Below are 19,910 nucleotides of genomic sequence, written 5' to 3' on the forward strand. Positions count from 1 at the left end.
AAGAAGTGACCCGATGAGCGAGCGAACCAAGCGACGCGAGCGGCGCGAGCGACGAGCGGCGCGCCCGTGGCTCTCCTGGACGGCGGCGGCGCTCGCCGCGGCCGTTTGCGGCTGCGCTCCCGCCGCGCCGCCGGCGCGGCCGGTCGCGCCGGCCGCCGCGCCGTCGAAGGGCGCGCCGGAGGCGCCGCCGCCCGAGGCCGAGCGCCGGGAGCAGCCCCCGCCGTCCGGCCCCGCGCGCCCGGCGCGCATGCCCGCGATCGCCTGGGCCGAGCTCCCGAGCGGCCTGAGCGTCGCCACGGCGGTGAACCGCGCGTTGCCGCTCGTGGAGGTCCGGGTGGTCGTCCGCGGCGGCTCCTCGGCCGACGGCGAGCGCACGGGGCTCGCCGCCCTCACGGGCCAGCTCCTCGTGCACGGCGGCGCCGGCGGCCTCCCCGGTCGCGAGCTGCTCGCGCGCGTCGAGTCGCTCGGCGCCTCCCTGTGGGTCGACACCGGCCTCGACGCGACGGTGATCGGCCTGCGCACGACGCGCGACCGCCTCGCCGAGGCGATCGAGCTGCTCGGGCTCGTCGTGCAGCGGCCGCGCCTCGACGCCGCCGAGCTCACCCGGCTGAAGGCGCGCGCCGTCGACGCGGCGAGGGACCGCGCCCGCACGGACGGCCGCTGGGGGGCGCTGATGGTCCTCTTCCGCGACCTCTACGCGCTCCCGACCGAGCTGCACCCGTACGCCTCGTTCGGCGCGACGGCGTCGGAGCTCCCGAAGATCACCGCCGCCGACTGCCGCGCGTTCCACGCGGCGTGGTACGTCCCGAAGAACACCGTCGTGGTGGTGGCGGGCGACACGACGCCCGAGGCCGCGCGCGCCGCCGTGGAGAAGGCCTTCGCCGACCGCCGCGGCGCCGAGCCGCCGGCGCTCTCGTTCACCGATCCGATGCCCCCCGGGTCGCTCAAGCTCACGATCGTCGATCGCCCGAAGAGCGCCGAGAGCGAGATCTTCGTCGGCGTCCTCGGGCCCGAGCGCCGCGACCCGGAGTGGCCTGCGCTCGCGGTCGCCGGCCAGGTGCTCGGCGGCCCCTCGGGGCGGCTGTCCCGGGACCTCCTCGAGCCGCGCGGGGCGGCGCGCGCTGCGTCCGCGGCGACGATCGACGTCGCAGAGGGGCCGGTGCCGCTCGTCCTCCAGGCCGTCGCGCCGGCGGCGCGGACGGGCGCTGTCGCGCAGGCGATGCTCGAGCAAGCGGAGCAGCTCGCGACGACGATGCCGTCCGAGGAGGAGACCGAGGCCGCGGCGGGCCGCCTCTCGGCCGGCCTCGGCCTCGGCATCGGGACGGCGGCGGGGCTCGCGGACGAGATCGCCGGCATGCAGGTGCTCGATTTGCCGGACGACTACCACGACAGCTACCGCAAGGAGCTCCGGGACATCACGCCGGCGCTCGCTGGTAAGGTCGCGGCGGACCACGTGCGACCGGCGCGCGCCGTGGTCGTCGTGGCGGGCGACGCCCAGGTGATCGGCCCGATGCTGAGCCGCTTCGGCGACGTCAAGGTGGTCGACCCGACCCGGGACTTCGAGCGGAAGCGCACGATCCAGCGGGACGCGAGCGCCTCGCCCGCCCCGGCGCTCGACGCGGACCGCGCAGCGCCGGCGCAGGACCGGCCGTGACGGGCGCTGGCCGCCGCGGGCGCGCGCGCGCCGCTCGGGCGGGGGCGGGGGCGCTTGCGCTCGCGGCGGGGCTCGCGGCCGCGTGGATCGCGGGTCGCGCCGGCGCGCAGCCGGAGCCCGCGCCGGTGCCGGCCGCGCCGTTGAAGCCCGCACCGGTGCCGGCCGCGCCGTTGAAGCGCGCGCCGGTGGCGGCCGCGCCGCCGGAGCCCGCGCCGGTGGCGGCCGCGCCGCCGAAGCCCGCGCCGGTGGCGGCCGCGCCGTCCCCGCCGAAGCCCGCCGCGGGGCAGCTCGACGGCGCGACCTACGACTTCGAGCGCCCGCCCGCGCCGGCGAGCGGGGCGGTCCCGCCGGGCGCGGCGCCGGGCGGCGCCGCCGCGCCCGCGGTACCGCCGGAGCAGCGCTGGCTCGGCCGCGCGTTCGTGCACCGCCTCGCTGCCGCCAATCCCGCGCGGCCGCTGCCGATCCTCGTGTTCCTGCACGGCACCAACGCGGCACGGATCGAATACCGCTGGATGGGGGGCGGCCAGGAGGGCGACGTCCGCCGGATCGCGGCGCAGCTCATGGAGGCGGGCCAGATCCCGCCGATCCTCGTCGCGGCGCCGAGCGCCGTGCTCCCGGCGGCGGTCGCCGTGGCGCGCACGACCTGGCCTGCCTTCGATCTGGACGCGTTCCTCGACGCCACCGCCGAGCGGCTGCGCGGCGTCGCGACGCTCGACCGCGCGCGCGTCCTCGTCGCGGGCCACTCCGGCGGCGGGTGCAACCCGGCGGGCGGCATCGCGACCGCCGTGCGCGCGTCCACGCCGCCGCACGCCGCGCTCGTGATCGACGCCTGCATGGACGTCGACCTCGCGCTCCCCCTCGCGCGATCCGCGCCGACCACGCACGTCGTCGTTTCGTGGCAGACGATGTCGTGGGTCAGGCGCCCCTTTGGCGACTTCCGCCGCGCGTTCCAGCGCGGCGTCGACGCGCACCCTGCCGCGCCCGGCGTCCTCCGCGAGCTCGAGCACCTCGTCCCGACGGAGCCCATGCCGCACGACGCCATGGTGCCGCTGGTGCTGCGGCGGTGGTTGCCGCCGCTGCTCTCGCCGGGCGCCGCGCCCAGCGTGCCCTGCGTCTCGCCGTGACCGTCCCGGGACGCTTCTCCGCGCGATCACCGCGAGGTTCCGCGCCAGGCGCCCGGGCAGCGAGGCGCACAAAAAGAAAAAAGAGCGCCCGTCCGACGGTGGGGGGAACCGTCCCTCAGGCGCTCTGCTTCGGTATCAAGCAGGAGCTGGGCCAGGGCCTTCCTGACGGAACATCGTGAGTTTGCTCAGGCTTCTTGGGGCTCCGGCTTTCATTTCGGCCCGGGCGGCTTTCATTGGTGAAGGCTGACAGCGCCGGCACGCCGGGGGGCTTCTGGTACGGCGACGCTCGCCAGGTGTTGCTGCACGGCGGCGCTCGCCAGGTGTTGCTGCACGGCGGCGCTCGCGCGACGGCGTCTCGAGCCTGGCTGTGCCGGCGTTATGCGGGGCGGTGGGGGGTCCCGGCGCCGGCTCCCACGCGGCGTGTCTTGCCCACGCGCCTCGCCTGCTGCCGGATGTGCTCCACGGCCTTCTCGAAGAACGGCTCGGGGGAGGCCTTGCTGACGGTGATCTGCTCTCCGCCGACGAGGACGACGAGGAGGCCCCTGTCGGTCCTGCCCACCGCGAAGAAGTCGACGGTGAACGGCAGCTCGTCCTCGACGGTGAGGGACAGCTGGCATTTCAGGACCTCACCGACGCCGGGCTGATTCTCGACGACGAACCGTTGCAGCAGCCCGTTGACCTGGACGTCCGTGGCGATCCGGTTGAGCGCCCACTTGTCCCTTGGCCAGGCCATGTGGTCGCGGAGCTCGTATATCCACTGCAAGAGCTCCTCGGCGACCTGGCCGATCGCCGCCTTGGACGCCTCGTAGGACAGCTTGATCTGCTCGTATTTCGTCATCGGGACTCCATCGCTCTCCGGCGTGCCTCGTGGAGGCTACCAGAACGTCGCGCCGCGTCGCACGCAGATCGGGCCTGTCGACCTCGCCGACGCCGCGTGATCCGAGGGCGCTGCCCTCGACGCGCCAGTCGGTCTTCGGGGCGCGCGCACCCGGGCGGTGTCCGAGCCCGCCGACCGTCCACGTCGGCGGTGGAACCGTGATCACCGGGATACCGCGGGGAGTTCGTCCACGTCCTGCCCGCCACGCCGCGCGCCGCCGGGCGCTCGAGGCCGCCGGGTTGCTCCCTCGCGAAGCGCTGGCGCGAGCGCCTCTACACGCTCGAGCGGCCGGCGCCCGAGAGCGTCACGGACGGCGCCGGCGGCTCACTCATCGCCGAGCGCCTCGAAGTAGCGCTCGGCCCACTCCGGCCATGGTGGCGCCGGGATCTGGCGGACCCAGGTCATCTGCTCGAGATACTCAGGGCGGCGCGGGAGGGCTTCGATCCCTTCGGGCGGCGCGTAGCTCTGAAGGCACCAGCCGCCGATGATGCGGTCTTTCGATTCGAACTTCAGGTAAACATACCCCGCCGTCCGTGGTCGTTTCAGCCAGCGGAACCGGCCGAGGACCACATCGCCGACCAGCTTGAAATTATGATACTCGGCGAGCGCGCTGAGCTCGCCATGATAGCAGTAGACGCCGCGAGGCTCGCCCCGGTGGAATCTCACGTAGTAGGAGTTCCTGGACTCCGGATTGTACCAGACACCCTCCAACGTTCGCAGATCCAGGACGTCCGCAGGGCCCTTCGCCTCCACCGGCTCCGGCGCGGCCGCGGTCTTCGTGGCGGCCGCGAGCATCTGCCGGAAGCTCTCGGTCTGCGTATCGAGCGCGGCCTTCAGCCCCGCGAGCTCCGCGGCGAGCGCCGAGGCGCCCGCCTCCTGCGCCGCGGCGCGCCCGCGCTGCCGGCCGACGGCGTTCCTGATCTGCGTGCACACCGAGCCGAGCGCGGCCTGGAGGTTCCCGTCGGCGCGCCGCGCGAACGTCGCGGCCGTGACCCCGGCGAGGTCGGTCGGGAGCCCGATCGGCTCGTCCCGGCAATACACGATGAACGTGCGCTCCCGGCCGAGCGCGCCCATGAACAGCCCGAGCTCGAACAGGACGTTGTCGCGCGGGCTGTTCATCGCCTGGCTCCGCTTCTGCACCAGGTCGTCGGGCGTGAGGACCAGCACGGCGAACTCGAACTCTCGGATGGCGCCGCAGAGGCTCTCGAGCGTGCCCCCGGAGAGGCCGAATACCCCCTGCGACCACACCGTGCAGTCAGCGTCGTAGTCCAGCCCGAGCTGGATGTGCTCGGCGACGCGGAGCCCTTCCACCGAAGAGCCGATGAAGATGCGCGGCCTGGAGCTCACGAGAGGCCTCCCTCGGCGCGCTGGATCGCGCGCGTCTGGCGAGAGGCCGGCCGGAGCCTGCGGGCCCTGTCCGTCGCGGTCCGCGCGCGCTCAGGCATATTGCTGGAGCAGCGAGCCGCGCATCGGGTTGTCGCACGCCTTCAGGGCCGCGCAGATCGCGTCCTTGTCGACCGGCACCCGGTGCAAGCTGACGTTCACCGCGCCGCCGCGCGCCTCGACGGTCGCGTACTCGGCGTGGTGCAGCAGCGTCGGAGGCCCGCCGTTCGCGTATTCCTTGAAGGGGAGCCCGACGCTCCCCGGGTTCACGAGGAGGATGCCGCGGTGCTGGCGGAGCATCTGGAGGTGCGTGTGGCCCCCGGCCATCACGGTCGCCGCGCGGCCTTCGAGGCGGCGGTCGAGCTCCTCGGGCGGCGTGCTCGCGAGGAGGTCCTCCATGTGAGATCGGGGCGAGCCGTGGAACAGGAGGAGCGTCGACTGGCCGTCGAGCGGGACCTCCAGGCGCGCCTGGAACGTCCGCAGGAAGGCGAGGTCGTCCTGCGACAGCTGGTCACGGCACCAGTCCACTGCGTCGACGACGATCGAGGCCTCGGTGTAGGTGCGGATCAGCCCGGGATCGAGCATGAAGTCATCGTGGTTGCCGAGGATGCACGGACACCCTAGCTCCCGCAGCATGTCCAGGATGGCGACGGGCTGCGGCCCCAGCGTCGCGACGTCCCCGAGGCAGATCACCTGATCCACGCCGGCCGCCTGGATGCTGGCCATCACGGCCCTGAGCGCCACTTCATTGCCGTGGATGTCGGAAATCAATGCGATCCGCATGGGAGAGACCTCCTCTTGGGCGGCCATCGAGGTGTCGGCGAGGCTCTCGGCGCCTCACGGCGACCGATCGACAGCCTGGTAGGCTAGACGATGTCCGGCGGCACCTCCAGCCCCCTCGCGGCCGCTCGATCCAACGCCCGCACGCCGGCACGCCCGCACGCCGGCACGCCCGCACGCCGGCACGCCGGCACGCCGGCACGCCCACACGCGGGCCTCGTGGGTACGACGGCCGGGATCGATGGATGCGGGCGTCGCCTCTTATCCGCCGTCCTTCTTCTTCAGCTCGCCCTTGAACCGCCACTCCACCGCTGCCTTCACTGCGAGCGTGATCACCGACACGCCGGCGAGGAGGCTGGCGACCGCGAACGCGGGCACGACCCGGACCATGTTGGCGTAGTAGACGCGCTCCACGTGGAGCGGCAGCGTCACCTGGTCGGAAGAGCCCGCCGAGACCACGTACACGGCGCCGAACTCCCCCATCGCCCGGGCGGTGCACAGGATCACCCCGTACAGCAGCCCCCAGCGGATGTTGGGCAGCGTCACACGCCAGAAGATCTGCCACCCGTTCGCGCCGAGCACGCGGGCGACCTGCTCCTCCTCGGTCCCCTGGGCCTGCATCAGCGGGATGAGCTCGCGCGCGACGAACGGGAAGGTGATGAACACCGTCGCCAGCACGATGCCAGGCAGGGCGAAGATGATCCTCGTCGAGACTTCGAGGCTCGTGAACCCGAGGCTCACTTCGTAAGTCCTGTTGACGAAGGCGCCGAAGAGCCCGCTCGCCCCGAACAGCAGGACGAAGCAAAGGCCCGCGACCACGGGCGAGATCGAGAAAGGCAGGTCGATCAGCGTGACGAGCAGGCTCTTGCCCCGGAAATCGAACTTGGTGACCGCCCACGCCGCCGCGAGGCCGAACAGCGTGTTGAGCGGCACCGCGATGGCCGTGGTGAGGAGCGTGAGCTCGACGGCGCGGAAGGTCGCGCGGTCGAAGACCGCCTGTCCATAGGCGCGCAGCCCCTCGCCGAGGGCGTGCCAGAACACCACCCCGAGCGGGAGTACGAGGAACACGCCGACGAGCAGCACGCAGAGGCCGATCAGCACCCGGCGCGCGCTCCGTTCCCCCGCGGCGTCCGCCCTGCCGGCGCGGGGGCGCGCGGGCATCATGTCGGGCCTCCGGTCCACGGGCGGCGGGTCGTCATGGTGCGATCAGCCCGCCGCGCCGTCCGAGCGGGCGCGCGCCGCGGCGCGCTGGAGCAGGTTGATCACGAGCAGGAGCGCGAACGACGCCCCGAGCAGCAGGACCGCGACAGCGGTGGCGTCGGCGTAGGTGCCTGTCTCGTTCACCTCGATCATCTTGATGATCACCTGGGACGCGATCTCGGTATCGGGGCGGTTGCCCGAGATGAAGATCACCGACCCGTACTCGCCGAGGCCGCGCGCGAGCGCCAGCGCGAACCCCGTGAGGAGCGCCGGCGCGAGCTCGGGCAGCACGACGGCGCGGAAGATCTGCAGGCGGCTCGCGCCGAGCGTCGCCGCGGCCTCCTCGACGTCCCGGCCCAGGTCCTCGATCACCGGCTGCACCGTGCGCACCACGAACGGCAGCCCCACGAACGCCATCGCGACGACCACCCCGAGCGGCGCCAGCGAGATCCTGTCGTACGCCGTCCATTCGATCGGCCACGCGCGCCACCCGTGCTCGAACCCGCGCCACGCGGGCCACGGATACCGGAATCCCACGCTGGAGAGCGCCCCGCCGAGCAAACCGGTGTCGGCGTAGAGCGTGGAGAGCGCGATGCCCGCCACGGCCGTGGGGAGCGCGAAGGGCAGGTCGATCACCGCGTCGAGCACGCGGGCGAACGGGAAGGTGTACCGGCCGAGCACCCACGCGATGAGCAGGCCGATGACGACGTTGAGGAGCGCGGCCACGAGCGAGGCGCCCAGCGTGAAGCGGACGGCCGAGGCGACCCAGCTGCTCGTGACGATCCGGGTGAACCGCTCCCACCCGAGCTCCGCCGTCTTGAGGAACAGCGCGGACAGCGGCAAGAGGACCACGAGGCTCAGGTAGAGCACCGCGACCCCCAGGGAGAGCGAGAACCCGGGGAGCACGCGCGCGCGGCGCGACATCACTTCTTCCGCATCTTGTCGAGCTCGGCCCCCTGGCTGAAATGGACGTTCATCACCGTCGGCCAGTCGGTGAAATGGTCCTTGAACCGGAACAGCGTCAGCGGCTTGAGCCGCTCGGCGTGCTTCTTCGCGATCGCCTCGCTGTACGGGCGGTTATAGCGCTTCGCGATGAGCTCCTGCCCCTCGTCGGAGAAGTGGAACTTCACGTACGCCTCGGCGAGCTCCTTGACCCCGTGCCGCTCGGCGACCTTGTCGACGACCGCGAGGGGGACCTCGATCGTGATCGAGTCCGAGGGCACGATGACCTCGAACTGGTCTGCGGTCGCCGGGTCGGCGGCGATCTGGAGGATCTCGTTCTCCCAGCCGAAGAGGACGTCGCCCGTGCGCTGCAGGATGAAGCGGGTCGACGAGCCGCGCATGGCCGGGTCGAGGATGGCGTCGTCGTAGACCTTCGCCGTGAACTCGCGCGCGGCGGCCTCGGCCTCCGCGTCCGTCCGGCCCTCGGCCTTCGCCTTGCGTGCGGCGTGCGCCCACGTCGAGAGGTAGATCCACCGCGCCCCGCCGCCGGTCTTCGGATCCGGGCACAGCGACACGACCTCGGGCCGCGCGAGGTCTTCCCAGCCCTTCACCTGCTTCGGGTTGCCCTTGCGGACCATGAAGATGACGGCCGACGTGTACGGGACCGAGCCGTTCGGCAGGCGCTCGCGCCAGGTCGCGGGGAGCAGGCCCGCCTTGGCGATCGTGTCGATGTCGAAGTCGACCGAGAGCGCCGCGACGTCGGTCTCCTTGCCGGCCGCTATGTCGCGCGCCTGCTTGCCCGACGGGCCGTGGTCGGTCTCCACGTCCACGTCCTTGCCCGTCGTCTGCTTGTACCACCGCTCGAACGCTGGATTGAGCTCCTGGTAGAGCTCGCGCGTGGGGTCGTAGGAAGCGACCGAGAGCTTCGCGACCTGGGCCGGCGCGCTCGCGCTCCCCTCGCGCGCGGCCGTCGTCGCCTTCTTCTCCTCGCACCCGGTGGCGGCCAGGAGCAGCGCGCCGAGGGCCAGCGCGAGCGCGGAACGGAGCGCGGTCGTCTTCATCGTCTCATCTCCAGGTGGAAAGGCGGCCACTCTACCGCCGGACAAGGCCCTTGTCGCGAGTCGCTCGCCGGCGTCCCCGCCTCGCCGGACGTGTTGCTGCCCCAGCACCACAGGTCGACGTAGCGTCGGGCGCGCAGGCCGACGTGGCGCCGGGCGCGCAGGTCGACGTGGCGCCGGGATCGCAGGCCGACGCGGCGTCGGGCGCGCCGGTCGACGTGGCGCCCGGGCGCGCAGGTCGACGTGGCGCCGGGCGCGCAGGTCGACGTGGCGGCGGGTCGGTAGATCGGGACCTGCTCCGGGCGCCGACATGCAGTACCCTCTGCTCCGCGCCGGCTCGACGCGGCGCGCCGGGCATGCGCCACGCCGAGAGTACCTCCCTGACATGCAGCGCATGAGCGACGGCCGGGATCCCAGCACTGCGGCCCCCTTCGACTGGAACCGCGCCACGTCTGCGCCCGCGCCGGCGGAGCGCCCGCCGCCCCTCGGGCGCCTGCTCGCCGAGGGCTGGGCTGCCGTTCGCGCCGAGGACGAGGCGTGGCTGCCGCTCGGCCGGGCGGCCCGGCCGGTCGAGGTGCTCGACGAGACGCTGCGCGACGGCATCCAGGGCGTCTCCACGGTGAACCCGTCGCCCGCGCAGAGGGTCGAGCTGATCCACGCGATGGCGGGCATCGGCGTCGACGCCGTGAACCTCGGCCTCCCGGCGGCCGGCCCGCGCCAGTTCGAGGACGCGTGCCTGCTCGTCCGGGAGATCGTCGCGTCGAGGCTCCCGCTCGCCCTGACCGCCGCCGCGCGCACGATCGCCTCCGACGTCGAGGAGGTCGCGCGCGTGGCCGAGCGTACGGGGGCGCCGATCGTCGTCTACACGTTCATCGGCAGCTCGCCGATCCGGCATTTCGTCGAGGGGTGGGGGCCTGATTTCCTGGTCCGCAGCGTCGAGGACGCCGCGCGCGCCGCCGCCGCGGCCGGCCTGCCCTTCTGCCTCGTCGCCGAGGACGCGACCCGCTCGCCGCCCGACATGCTCCGCACGCTCTTCCGCGCCGCCGTGGACGCCGGCGCCGCGCGCATCTGCCTCTGCGACACGACCGGCCACGTCACCCCGCCGGGCGTCGCTTCGCTCATCGCGTTCGCCCGGCGCGAGCTCGCCGCGCTGGGCGCCCCTCGGCTCGAGCTCGACTGGCACGGCCACAACGACCGCGGCCTCGGCCTCGCGGCCGCGCTCTGGGCCGTTGCCTGCGGTGTCGAGCGGGTCCACGCCACGGCGCTCGGCGTCGGCGAGCGGGTGGGCAACAGCTGCCTGGAGCTGCTCATCGACAACCTCGGCCGCCTCGGCTCGCGCGCCGCGGTGCCGCGCGAGCGCCTCGCCGCGTACTGCGCGGTCGCGTCGCGCGCCCTCTCCTGGCCGATCCCCCCGGACCACCCGATCGCAGGGGCGCTCACCCGGGCTTGACGTTGCCGCCGCCGACCCGCGCCAGGGCGGCGCGGACGATCGGCGCGGCGGGCGCGAGCGCGTCCGCGAGCTCGCCGACGCGCCCCGCCGCGCGCTCGGCCCGCGCCCACGCCGACGAGAACCCGAGCGTGCCGGGCGGGTGGGCCTCCGCGAGGGCGATCGCCTGCCGAAGATCGTCGCCCACCGCGGCGATGGCGTGGAGATCTGCCACGCTCGCCCCGCGGCCGCGCGCCGCGGCGTAGAGCGCCCGCACGATGCCCAGCAGGTCGCGGGCGGCCTCCAGCGGGAACGGGTCGCGGCGGATCGAGAGCACGCCGGCCGCAGATCACGGATCCCGGGCTCGGGCGTCAAGCAGGGCGCTACCTGCACGTTGTGGCTTGAAATTTGCAAACTGATGCAAACCAATTCGAGGAAAGTTGCCGAAAGTTCCAGAAAGAAACCGACAGAAAGGGGTCGCCATGAACAGCCGCATGCATGAGCTCGCGAAGACGGACGTGCCCGGGGGCGAGGAGGAGGTCCCGCTCCCGCCAAACCCGGGCGATCCGGGCCCGGAGCAGCCCGAGCCGCCGTCGCCCGATCCCACACAGGATCCTCGCATCCCGCAGCAGGGCGACTTTCCGCGCGGGGTCTGAGCCGGGTCGGCCTCCGCTGCCCGACAGGTCGCGCGGGGGGACCACCACCGCCACCTTCGCTGCAGGGGCTCATTCTGGACTGGTCGTTCCAGAATGACCGGTCCAGAGCGCGCCGCGCGCTGGGGACACGATCGCCACCTTCGCGGTAGGGCTCATTCTGGACTGGTCGTTCCAGAATGACCGGTCCAGAGCGCGTCGCGTGCGGGGACACGATCGCCACCTTCGCGGTAGGGCTCATTCTGGACTGGTCGTTCCAGAATGACCGGTCCAGAGCGCCTCGCGCGCAGGGACACCATCGCTACCCTCGCTGAGGGGCTCATTCTGGACTGATCGTTCCAGAATGATCGGTTTAGAATGAGCCGCTGAAGCAAGGGCAGCCGGGCTCGCGCATCGGGCCAGCGCGCGCCGCGCGACCGACAGCGGCTCCCCGGCTCCCCGGCTCCCCGGCTCGCTGGCGCGCTGGCCGTCAGAACCGCAGCTCGCGCGTGCTCACCTCGTGCTCCACGCGCGTCGTGCCGGCGACATCGACGATGCCGAGGGAGAGCGCGTGGTCCGCCTCTCCCCAGGTGATCTCCACGAAACCGTAGTTGTTCTCCGCGACGGGCGAGCCCACCCGGTTGGCGTTCTCCTCGATCTCCGGCCATGTCTCCGTGATGCCGCTCGAGGTGACGTCGTAGAGGGGATAGCCGCCGGCGGTCTCGAGCCTGGAGAGCTCGCCCCAGTGAACGTCGCCGCTGATGAAGAGGGTCGCCTCCGCGCCCGTATCCCTGATCAGATCGACCATCCTCTGGCGCTCATGGGGCATGTTGGTCCATGACTCGTAGCCGTTGTATTCATGGCCGAACTGCGTGCTCGTCCCGATGATGCGCACGTCCGCGGGCTTCTTCAGCTCGCCCTCGAGCCAGGCCCACTGGGCGTCTCCGAGCATGGTTCGGGACTTGTCCGTGGTCGGCTGATAATCGTGCTTGTATTTCGCAGGGTCGCTGTTCGCGTCGAGCGGGTCGCGAAACCAGCGGGTGTCGAGGAGGATGATCTGGAGGGTGCCGCCGGGCTCCTCGTGGAGGTACGAGGTGTAGATCCCCTCCCGCGTGCGCCGCGGCGAGCCCGCGGGCTCCTTCCAGAAATCGAGGAAGAGGTCCTTCGTGGCGGCCTTCTGCGGGAACTCCTTGCCGGCGTCGTTCGCGCCGTAGTCGTGGTCGTCCCACGTGGCGATGACGGGGACGGCCTCGAGCAGGCCCTGAAACTCCGGGGACGCCGCGAGCTTGTCGTATTTCGCCTGCAGCATGGCGATGTCGTCGGAGTCGCCGTAGATGTTGTCGCCCAGGAACACGAAGAGGTCGGGGGCGCTCGCCCTCGCGAGCTCGAGGACGGGCTTCTTCTTGTCCTGGTGCATGCAGGAGCCGAAGGCGATGCGGGTCTTCAGCGAGCGTGGGCCGCTCCCGCCCGCCCCTCCGCTACCCCCTGTCCCCGCGCCGCTGCCATGCGTACCGGTGGAGCTGGCGCCGTCGGCGTCGCTGCACGCGAGGGTGGGGAGGAGGGGGAAGAGGCAGAGGGAGATACCGAAGATCGTGGGGATCTCTTGCATGGCGGCGAGGCTAACACGCACAGATGGAGAGCACCCCGAGCCGCGCCGCCGCTCCCGATCGTGTCACTCCGCTCCGCCACCCGCGCGACGAACACGCTCTCTCAGGGCCCGTGCAGCCCGGAACCCCCCCCAGGGCTCGCTCAGCCCCGGTCCTCTTCCCGCCGCATCTTCACCGCGCACGCCTTGTACGAGGGCTGCCTCGAATACTGATCGAAGGCCGGGAACGTCAGCTTGTTCGTGACCTCGTAATGCATGGGGATGAAGATCTCCCCCGGCTGCACCGAGTTCGTGACGAACGCCCGCGCCTTGATCTCCGCCCGGCGCGACGCGATGACCACCCACTCGTGCATCTCGATGCCGAGCTTCTTCGCGTCGACCGGGCTCACCTCGACGTAGATCTCCTTCGGGTAGAGCCGCTGCAGCACCGCGGACTTCTTGGTCCGCGTCTGCGTGTGCCACTGGCTCGAGCTCCCGCGCCCCGTGAGCAGCGTGAACGGGTACTGCTCGTCGGTCGGCTCCGGCAGCTGGCGAGGCGCCTGGAAGGCGAACTTCGCCTTCTGGTCCGGCCGGTAGAACTTGCCGTCCTCGAACAGCCGCCGCTCGTTGCTCTCGAGGGACGCCCCCTCGGGGAGCGGCCACTGGATGCCGCCGCGCTCGTCGACCATCGCATAGTCCTCGATGCCCGAGATGTCGCAGGGCTGCCCCTTCGAGAGCCGCTTCATGATCTGGAAGACGGCCTCCGGGCTCTTCCACTCCGTGAACAGATCGCCACAACCCCAGTACTGCGCGACCAGCTGGAAGATGTGAAAGTCCGCCAGCGCCTGGCCGGGAGCCCGCGCGACCTTCTTCACGAGGCCGATGCGCCGCTCCGAGTTGATGAACGTGCCCTCCTTCTCGGCCCACGACGCCGCCGGGAGCACGAGGTGCGCGCGCTCCGCCGTCTCGGTCGTGGTGTACATGTCCTGCACCACGAGGAACTCCAGGCGGCCGAGGAGCTCGTGCAGGTCCTCCTGGTTGATCCAGGAGTGGGCCGGGTTCGTCGCGATGATCCAGAGGCCCTTGATCTTCCCCTTCAAGATGCCTTCGATGATCTGGTCGTAAGCCAGGCTGTTCCGGGTCGGGATCACCTCCTCCGGGATGCCGAGGATGCCGGCGATCTTCTTCCGGTGCTCCTCCTTCGTGAAGTCGTGCCCGGCGAACAGGCCCGTCGTGTTGCTGAACATCCGCGAGCCCATCGCGTTGCACTGGCCCGTGATGGAGTTCGCCCCGGTGCCAGGCCGGCCGATGTTCCCCGTCATGAGCGCCAGATTGATGAGCGACTGCGCGACCCGCACGCCCTCGTGGCTCTGGTTGACGCCCATGGTCCACCAGAACGACACCCGCTTGCCGCTGTGGATCGTCTCCGCGAACGACGCGAGCTGCTCCTCGCTGAGCCCCGTCGCCGCCGACACGCGCGCCGGCGTGAAGTCCGCGACGTGCGCCTTGAACTCCTCGAAATCGACGGTGTGCGCGCGGATGAACTCCTGATCGATCCACCCTCGCTGGATGAGGATGTGCGCGATCCCGTAGAACAGCGTCAGATCCGACTTCGGCTTGAGGGCGTAGTGCGCCGTCGCCGCCATCGCGGTCTCGGTCTTGCGCGGATCCACGACGAGGATCGCGGGACGGTTCTTGTTCTTGCACAGCCGCTCCCACATGATCGGGTGGGCGATGCAGAGGTTCGAGCCGACGAGCACGACGACGTCGGACTCCTCGAAATCGCGGTACGTGTACGGCGGCGCGTCGAACCCGAATGACTCCTTGTAGGCGACGACCGCCGTCGCCATGCACTGCCGGGTGTTGCCGTCCCCGTGCAGCAGGCCCATCCCGAACTTGGCGAGCGCGCCGAGGAAGGCCATCTCCTCGGTGACGATCTGCCCGGTGCTGATGAAGGCGACCGACTCCTTGCCGTGCGCCTCCTGGATCGCCTTGAAGCGATCCACGAACGTGCGCAGCGCGACGTCCCACTCCACGCGCTCCAGCTTCCCGCGGGCGTTGCGCAGGAGCGGCGTGACAGCGCGGTCGCTCGCCCGGAGCGGCGTGAGCGCCTCCCAGCCCTTCGGGCACGCCATCCCCAGGTTGACGGGATAGTCGGTGTTCGGAGAGAGGTTGATCGCCTCGCCGTCCTTGAGGTGCACGTTCAGCCCGCACCCGGTCGAGCAGAAGCCGCACACCACCGTCGTCGTCTGGTCAGGCTTCAGCCGCGCCGGCACCCTCCCGAGCCCGAACTCGCCGGGCGTGAGGAGCAGCTCGCGCGTCAGCGGCCCGTTGCGCTGCAAGAGGAGGTTGTCGGCCGCCGCGCGGGCTGGAGCGGACTTCTTTGCGTCGGACGTCGTCATCAGGAGAGCCCTCCGGGCATCTTGGATGCCGGCGCCGCTGCGAAGAAGAGGTACCGCTCGAGGAACTCCCCCGAGAGGCAGAAGAGGAACGCCACGACCGCCATGGCCATCAGCACTTCCGAGCTCACGCCGCTGTTCGGCGCCGAGAACAGGCTGAGCGCCGGCAGGGCGATGCCGCCGAGCGCCCCGCAGGCGAAGCGCCAGCCTGTCGCGCCCTTCAGCTCACCCGCCATGAGGATCGCGCTCCGCTTGAGCGTCGAGTGGCTGCGCTTGCGGAGGTGCCGGAACATCGAGAGCTCCACGAGCAGCTTGAGCGCCATCGACGCGCAGAGGAACGCGCTCAGCGCGCGGAAGCCGCCCGTCAGGAGCAGCGACGCGTGCTCGCGGCTCGTGAGCAGCGCGACCATCAGGATCGTCGAGCTCCCGAGCACGGCCGCCGTGCCCGCGAACTTGAAGCCCGTCAGGCCGCCGCGCCAGTGCTCGCGCTGCGTCGCGGCGTACACCATCACCGAGCAGAAGACGCCCAGCATCCCGCTCAGCGCGACCGCGTAGGAGAGCGGCGCCTGCAGCTGGCTGAGCTGGATCGGCAGCGCCGAGAGCACCGGGATCGATTGCACCCAGAACGAGGCCGCGTAGAGCGTCCCGGCGCCCGCGAAGAGCGAGAAACCGAGGATCTCCCGGCTGAGCCACGACGTCTTGAGGCCGAGGAGGGCGCGGAACGCGAACTGCGGTCGGCCCAGGTGGAGCAGGCTCGCCCCGAGCGCGGCGAGCCCGAAGACGAGCGCGAAGACGGCGCTGTGGCCGCCGAAATCGCGCGTCGCCTGCTCCTCGAGGAGCTCGTTGAGGGCCAGGCTCACGCAGAAGGCGCCCACCGAGAGCTGCGTCAGCACGAGCATGGCGACGAGCGGAGGGTGGGAGTGCTCCCGGCTCACCTGGTAGAAGTCCGCAGGGAGCATGTTGCGCGGGAGCGACTTCTTCGTCTTGTAGCTGGTCGTCGGGATCGTGTACTCCGGCGCCGCCGCCCCCGGCACGAAGACGTTCGCCTGGCTCTCCTGCACGGCGCTCGCCTGGTCGACCACCGTGATCCGGATGGCGCCGTTCGGGCACGACTGCACGCACGCCGGGGCCTCGTCGTTGGCCAGCCGGTCGCTGCACATGTCGCACTTGCGCACGATCCCCCGCTCCGCGTTGAACTTCGGAGCGTCGTAGGGGCACATCAGGATGCAGTACTGACAGCCGATGCACTGGTCATCGAGGTGCTTGACGATGCCGGTGACAGGGTCCTTCTCATAGGCCTTGACCGGGCACCCCGACATGCAGGCCGGGTCGAGGCAGTGGTGGCACGCTGTCGTCACGCTCTGCTGCGCGGGCGCCTGGGGCGTGCCGCCGTGGAGCAGCCCGACCGAGCGCCACACCTCGTCCTCGTCGAGGCCGTTGAGGCTGTGGCAGGCGGTGACGCACGCCTTGCACGCCGTGCAGGCGTCCAGGTCGACCTCGAAGGCGTACTGCTGCCCCGGCTTCGGCTTCTCGAAGGGGATGAGGTCGCGGTAGTACTTGGACTGAGCCGGGAGCGTGTGCTCCTCGTGCATCTTCGAGAACTTCTCGACCGCCGTGAGCTTCTGCTGATCCGAGAGGAGCGACTGGAGCAGGCTCTTGTTGCTGTCCTGGATCTTCGGCGGTGAGTTGACGATGGGCAAATGAAAATGAGTGTCCGAAACCTTAGCCACGCTCATTGAAGGTCCCTGTCTACCCGGCGCGGAATCCCAGCCCGGAGAGCTCCAGTAGGCACGCCGCGGACGGCGGCGCGTCCGTCGCGGGGAGGAACGTCACGCCGCCTCGCCCGCGCATTCGATCAGCTCGCCGCCGCGAACGGCTGCGCCGCGGCCTGGATCTCGACGCGCCCGCCGCGGATCCGGGTGGGGTACACGGGCAGGCGCACGCTCGGGTCGTCCAGGCACTGGCCCGTGCGCAGGTCGAAGTTCTGCTTGTAGATCGGCGAGGCGATCTTGGGCACGCCCCCCTTGTCCCCGACGATGCCGCGGGAGATGACGAACGCCTTGCTGAACGGGTCGAAGTTGCTGATGGCGTAGATCTCCTCGCCCTCGCCGACCCGGACCACCGCGATCTGGCGCTTGCCCACGAGCGCGCAGACGCCCGTGTTCGGGATGATGTCCTCGACCCCGCAAACATCGACCCAGCTCTGGGTCGTCCCCTCGTTCCGAGGCGCTTCCGAAGTGTGCAGCTGGTTCATGACGGTTCCTCTGAAGAAAAGGCCTGTCGCCCCGCGGTCAGATCATCTCCTCGACGACGGTGGACTTCTCCTTCCAGGCCGCCGGGCGGTGCTGCGCCCGCTCGCTCACGAAGACGATGCTCCGGTCGGGCTCGCCGGCGTTCACGAACGGGCGGAACTGCTTGAGCTTGTCCGGATCGGAGACCGCGGCCTTCCACTCGCACTCGTAGGTCGCGATGAGGTGGGCCATCTCCTTCTCCAGCTCCTCGCAGATGCCGAGAGAGTCCTCGATGATCACCTGGCGGAGGTAATCCATGCCGCCCTCGAGGTTGTTGAACCAGGTGGCCGTGCGCTGGAGCCGGTCCGCCGTCCGGATGTAGAACATCAGGAACCGATCGAGGTACTTGATGAGCGTCGCCTCGTCGAGATCCGCGGCGAAGAGCTGGGCGTGCTGCGGCTTCATCCCGCCGTTGCCGCAGAGGTAGAGGTTGTAGCCCTTCTCCGTGGCGATGATGCCGAAGTCCTTGCTCTGCGCCTCGGCGCACTCGCGCGCGCAGCCGGAGACCGCGGACTTCAGCTTGTGGGGGCTGCGCAGCCCCTTGTAGCGGTTCTCGACCGCGACCGCGAAGCCCACCGAGTCCTGCACGCCGTAGCGGCACCAGGTGCTGCCGACGCACGACTTCACGGTGCGGAGCGACTTGCCGTAGGCGTGGCCCGACTCGAAGCCGGCGGCGATGAGCTCGCGCCAGATGTCGGGCAGCTGCTCCAGCCGCGCGCCGAACAGGTCGACGCGCTGACCGCCGGTGATCTTCGAGTACAGGCTGTACTTCTTCGCGACCTGCCCGATGGCGATGAGCTGATCCGGCGTGATCTCGCCCGCCGCCACGCGGGGGACCACCGAGTAGGTGCCGTCCCGCTGGACGTTCGCCATGAACCTGTCGTTCGTGTCCTGGAGGGGGAGGTGCTTCTTGTTGAGGATGTGCTCGTTCCACGTCGACGCGAGGATCGACGCCACGGCCGGCTTGCAGATCTCACAGCCCTTGCCCTTGCCGTGCTGGGCGATCAGGTCGTCGAAGGTCTTGACCGAGTGGACCCGGACGAGGTGATAGAGCTCCTGCCGCGAGTAATTGAAGTGCTCGCACAGGTAGTTAGTCACCGCGACGCCGGCCTTCTTGAGCTCCTTCTTCAGGATGTCGGTGATCAGCGTCGTGCACGAGCCGCAGCCCGTGCCCGCCTTGGTGTGCCCCTTGATGGCGGCGAGCGTCACGTGCTTGTCGTCGCAGATGGCCGAGCAGATGGCCCCCTTCGTGACGTTCAGGCAGGAGCAGATGGTCGCCGTGTCGGGCAGCGCCTCGACGCCGAAGCCCGCCGGCTTCGCGCCGTCGCGGGGCGTGACGATGAGGTCCTCCGGGTTCGGCGGGAGGACGATCTTGTTCTGCACGAGCTGGAGCAGCTGGCTGTAGTTCGAGGCGTCCCCGACCAGGATGCCGCCGAGCAGGTGCTTGCCGTCCGCGCTGACGACGAGCTTCTTGTAGACGTTCGACGTCGCGCTCATGAAGCTGACCACGCTCGCGCCGGGCTGGGCCGCGAACGCGTCGCCGAAGCTCGCGACGTCCACGCCCATCAGCTTGAGCTTGGTGCTCATGTCGAAGCCGGCGAAGGTGTCCTTCCCGCCGGTCAGGGCGTCGGCCGCGACCTTGGCCATGTGGTAGCCAGGCGCCACGAGGCCGTAGAGCTGGTTGTTGTAGCTCGCGCACTCGCCGATGGCGTAGATGTCCGGATCGGACGTCTGACAGCGGTCGTTGATCACGACGCCGCCGCGGTTGCCGATCGCGAGCTCGCACGCGCGCGCGAGCTCGTCCCGCGGGCGGATGCCGGCGGAGAAGACGATCATGTCGGTGGCGAGGTCCGTCTGGTCGGCGAAGAGCATCCGCGCCACGCGGCCGTGCTCCGCGACGATCTCCTGCGTCGACGTGCTCGTGTGCACCTGGACGCCGAGCGACTCGATCTTCCTGCGGAGGATGGCGCCGCCGGCCTCGTCGACCTGGAGGGCCATCAGCCTCGGCGCGAACTCCACGACGTGGACCTCGAGGCCCATGTTCTTGAGGGCGTTGGCCGCCTCCAGCCCGAGCAGGCCGCCGCCGATGACCGTGCCGACCTTCGAGGACTTCGCGTGGGCCGCCATGGCCTCGAGGTCCTCGATGGTGCGGTACACGAAGCAGCCCTTCGCGTCCTTGCCCTTGATCGGGGGGACGAACGGATACGAGCCCGTGGCGAGGATGAGCTTGTCGTAATAGACAGTCTTCCCCTTCGCCGAGGTGACCGCCTTCCTCCGGCGATCGATCGAGACGGCCTTGTCGCCCAGGTGGACGTTGATGCCCGCCTCCTCGTAGAGGCCGGGCTTCACCATCGACAGGTCGTCGGCAGACTTGCCGCTGAAGAAGGCGGACAGGTTCACCCGGTCATAGGCGAGCCGAGGCTCCTCGCAGAAGGTCGTGATGTTCCACTCGCGCAGGAAGCCACCGAGAACCATGTTCTCGATGAACTTGTGCCCGACCATGCCGTTGCCGATGACGAGGAGGTCCTTCTTCTTGCTCATGCAACCCACCTTTGGGAC

The 19,910-nt window shown here is 70.7% G+C and carries 16 protein-coding genes; 4 read left to right on the forward strand and 12 right to left on the reverse strand.

Features of this window, described 5'->3' with window-relative positions:
- Window positions 1–13: 13 nt before the first annotated feature.
- Together WME89_RS50260 and WME89_RS50265 are read left to right on the forward strand one after the other, a co-directional pair.
- Window positions 14–1,654, forward strand: coding sequence for a M16 family metallopeptidase (locus WME89_RS50260; protein WP_438006616.1), 1,641 nt, complete (start codon window positions 14–16; stop codon window positions 1,652–1,654).
- A complete protein-coding gene (locus tag WME89_RS50265; RefSeq protein WP_438006617.1) occupies window positions 1,651–2,778 on the forward strand; it encodes a hypothetical protein in 1,128 nt (375 codons plus the stop codon). Before WME89_RS50260 ends, WME89_RS50265 begins: the two co-directional genes overlap by 4 nt.
- 376 nt (window positions 2,779–3,154) lie before the next feature.
- On the opposite strand, the gene WME89_RS50270 is transcribed toward WME89_RS50265, so the two are convergent.
- The 6 genes from WME89_RS50270 to WME89_RS50295 all read right to left on the reverse strand — a co-directional run bounded on the left by WME89_RS50270 (window position 3,155) and on the right by WME89_RS50295 (window position 9,021).
- Entirely contained in the window at window positions 3,155–3,616 is a 462-nt protein-coding gene (locus WME89_RS50270; RefSeq protein WP_438006618.1) for a hypothetical protein, read from the reverse strand.
- A gap of 363 nt (window positions 3,617–3,979) precedes the next feature.
- Window positions 3,980–5,002: a TIR domain-containing protein gene (locus WME89_RS50275; RefSeq protein WP_438006619.1), complete on the reverse strand. Its 1,023-nt coding sequence runs from the start codon at window positions 5,000–5,002 to the stop codon at window positions 3,980–3,982.
- 90 nt (window positions 5,003–5,092) lie between these two features.
- Window positions 5,093–5,821: a metallophosphoesterase family protein gene (locus WME89_RS50280; protein WP_438006620.1), complete on the reverse strand. Its 729-nt coding sequence runs from the start codon at window positions 5,819–5,821 to the stop codon at window positions 5,093–5,095.
- A 258-nt stretch (window positions 5,822–6,079) separates the two neighbouring features.
- Entirely contained in the window at window positions 6,080–6,982 is a 903-nt protein-coding gene (gene cysW, locus WME89_RS50285; protein WP_438006621.1) for a sulfate ABC transporter permease subunit CysW, read from the reverse strand.
- 42 nt (window positions 6,983–7,024) lie between these two features.
- On the reverse strand, window positions 7,025–7,942 hold the full coding sequence (locus tag WME89_RS50290; RefSeq protein WP_438006622.1) for an ABC transporter permease: 918 nt from the start codon (window positions 7,940–7,942) through the stop codon (window positions 7,025–7,027).
- Complete coding sequence (locus WME89_RS50295) at window positions 7,942–9,021, reverse strand: sulfate ABC transporter substrate-binding protein (RefSeq protein ID WP_438006623.1); 1,080 nt, start codon at window positions 9,019–9,021, stop codon at window positions 7,942–7,944. The genes WME89_RS50290 and WME89_RS50295 overlap by 1 nt, the downstream gene beginning before the upstream one ends.
- A 391-nt stretch (window positions 9,022–9,412) precedes the next feature.
- Here WME89_RS50295 and WME89_RS50300 point away from each other — a divergent pair, with 391 nt between their 5' ends.
- A complete protein-coding gene (locus tag WME89_RS50300) occupies window positions 9,413–10,468 on the forward strand; it encodes a 2-isopropylmalate synthase (protein ID WP_438006624.1) in 1,056 nt (351 codons plus the stop codon).
- Here WME89_RS50300 and WME89_RS50305 read toward each other — a convergent pair.
- Window positions 10,455–10,781: a hypothetical protein gene (locus WME89_RS50305; RefSeq protein ID WP_438006625.1), complete on the reverse strand. Its 327-nt coding sequence runs from the start codon at window positions 10,779–10,781 to the stop codon at window positions 10,455–10,457. The genes WME89_RS50300 and WME89_RS50305 overlap by 14 nt on opposite strands.
- Window positions 10,782–10,926: 145 nt before the next feature.
- On the opposite strand from WME89_RS50305, the gene WME89_RS50310 reads away from it, so the two are divergent.
- Window positions 10,927–11,100: a hypothetical protein gene (locus WME89_RS50310; RefSeq protein WP_436623590.1), complete on the forward strand. Its 174-nt coding sequence runs from the start codon at window positions 10,927–10,929 to the stop codon at window positions 11,098–11,100.
- Between the two features lie 466 nt (window positions 11,101–11,566).
- Here WME89_RS50310 and WME89_RS50315 read toward each other — a convergent pair whose 3' ends face one another.
- The 5 genes from WME89_RS50315 to nirB all read right to left on the reverse strand — a co-directional run bounded on the left by WME89_RS50315 (window position 11,567) and on the right by nirB (window position 19,892).
- The gene (locus tag WME89_RS50315; RefSeq protein WP_438006626.1) at window positions 11,567–12,685 is read right to left on the reverse strand and encodes an alkaline phosphatase D family protein; all 1,119 of its coding nucleotides are present in this window, start codon (window positions 12,683–12,685) and stop codon (window positions 11,567–11,569) included.
- A 140-nt stretch (window positions 12,686–12,825) separates the two neighbouring features.
- Window positions 12,826–15,063, reverse strand: coding sequence for a molybdopterin oxidoreductase family protein (locus WME89_RS50320; protein ID WP_438006627.1), 2,238 nt, complete (start codon window positions 15,061–15,063; stop codon window positions 12,826–12,828).
- Window positions 15,063–16,796, reverse strand: a complete 1,734-nt coding sequence (locus WME89_RS50325) for a DmsC/YnfH family molybdoenzyme membrane anchor subunit (RefSeq protein WP_438006628.1) — start codon at window positions 16,794–16,796, stop codon at window positions 15,063–15,065. Before WME89_RS50325 ends, WME89_RS50320 begins: the two co-directional genes overlap by 1 nt.
- 119 nt (window positions 16,797–16,915) lie before the next feature.
- Window positions 16,916–17,314, reverse strand: a complete 399-nt coding sequence (gene nirD, locus WME89_RS50330) for a nitrite reductase small subunit NirD (protein WP_438006629.1) — start codon at window positions 17,312–17,314, stop codon at window positions 16,916–16,918.
- Window positions 17,315–17,351: 37 nt separating this feature from the next.
- Entirely contained in the window at window positions 17,352–19,892 is a 2,541-nt protein-coding gene (nirB, locus tag WME89_RS50335; RefSeq protein WP_438006630.1) for a nitrite reductase large subunit NirB, read from the reverse strand.
- Window positions 19,893–19,910: the final 18 nt, after the last annotated feature.

The organism is Sorangium sp. So ce321 (genome assembly GCF_051530195.1).
Taxonomy (GTDB): Bacteria; Myxococcota_A; Polyangia; order Polyangiales; family Polyangiaceae; genus Sorangium.

Coding starts and splice junctions, on each gene's coding strand:
- WME89_RS50300 (WP_438006624.1), top strand. CDS start 9,413: ATGAGCGACGGCCGGGATCCCAGCACTGCGGCCCCCTTCGACTGGAAC.
- WME89_RS50260 (WP_438006616.1), top strand. CDS start 14: ATGAGCGAGCGAACCAAGCGACGCGAGCGGCGCGAGCGACGAGCGGCG.
- nirD (WP_438006629.1), bottom strand. CDS start 17,314: ATGAACCAGCTGCACACTTCGGAAGCGCCTCGGAACGAGGGGACGACC.
- WME89_RS50325 (WP_438006628.1), bottom strand. CDS start 16,796: ATGAGCGTGGCTAAGGTTTCGGACACTCATTTTCATTTGCCCATCGTC.
- cysW (WP_438006621.1), bottom strand. CDS start 6,982: ATGATGCCCGCGCGCCCCCGCGCCGGCAGGGCGGACGCCGCGGGGGAA.
- WME89_RS50320 (WP_438006627.1), bottom strand. CDS start 15,063: ATGACGACGTCCGACGCAAAGAAGTCCGCTCCAGCCCGCGCGGCGGCC.
- WME89_RS50315 (WP_438006626.1), bottom strand. CDS start 12,685: ATGCAAGAGATCCCCACGATCTTCGGTATCTCCCTCTGCCTCTTCCCC.
- WME89_RS50280 (WP_438006620.1), bottom strand. CDS start 5,821: ATGCGGATCGCATTGATTTCCGACATCCACGGCAATGAAGTGGCGCTC.
- WME89_RS50290 (WP_438006622.1), bottom strand. CDS start 7,942: ATGTCGCGCCGCGCGCGCGTGCTCCCCGGGTTCTCGCTCTCCCTGGGG.
- WME89_RS50310 (WP_436623590.1), top strand. CDS start 10,927: ATGAACAGCCGCATGCATGAGCTCGCGAAGACGGACGTGCCCGGGGGC.
- WME89_RS50270 (WP_438006618.1), bottom strand. CDS start 3,616: ATGACGAAATACGAGCAGATCAAGCTGTCCTACGAGGCGTCCAAGGCG.
- nirB (WP_438006630.1), bottom strand. CDS start 19,892: ATGAGCAAGAAGAAGGACCTCCTCGTCATCGGCAACGGCATGGTCGGG.
- WME89_RS50295 (WP_438006623.1), bottom strand. CDS start 9,021: ATGAAGACGACCGCGCTCCGTTCCGCGCTCGCGCTGGCCCTCGGCGCG.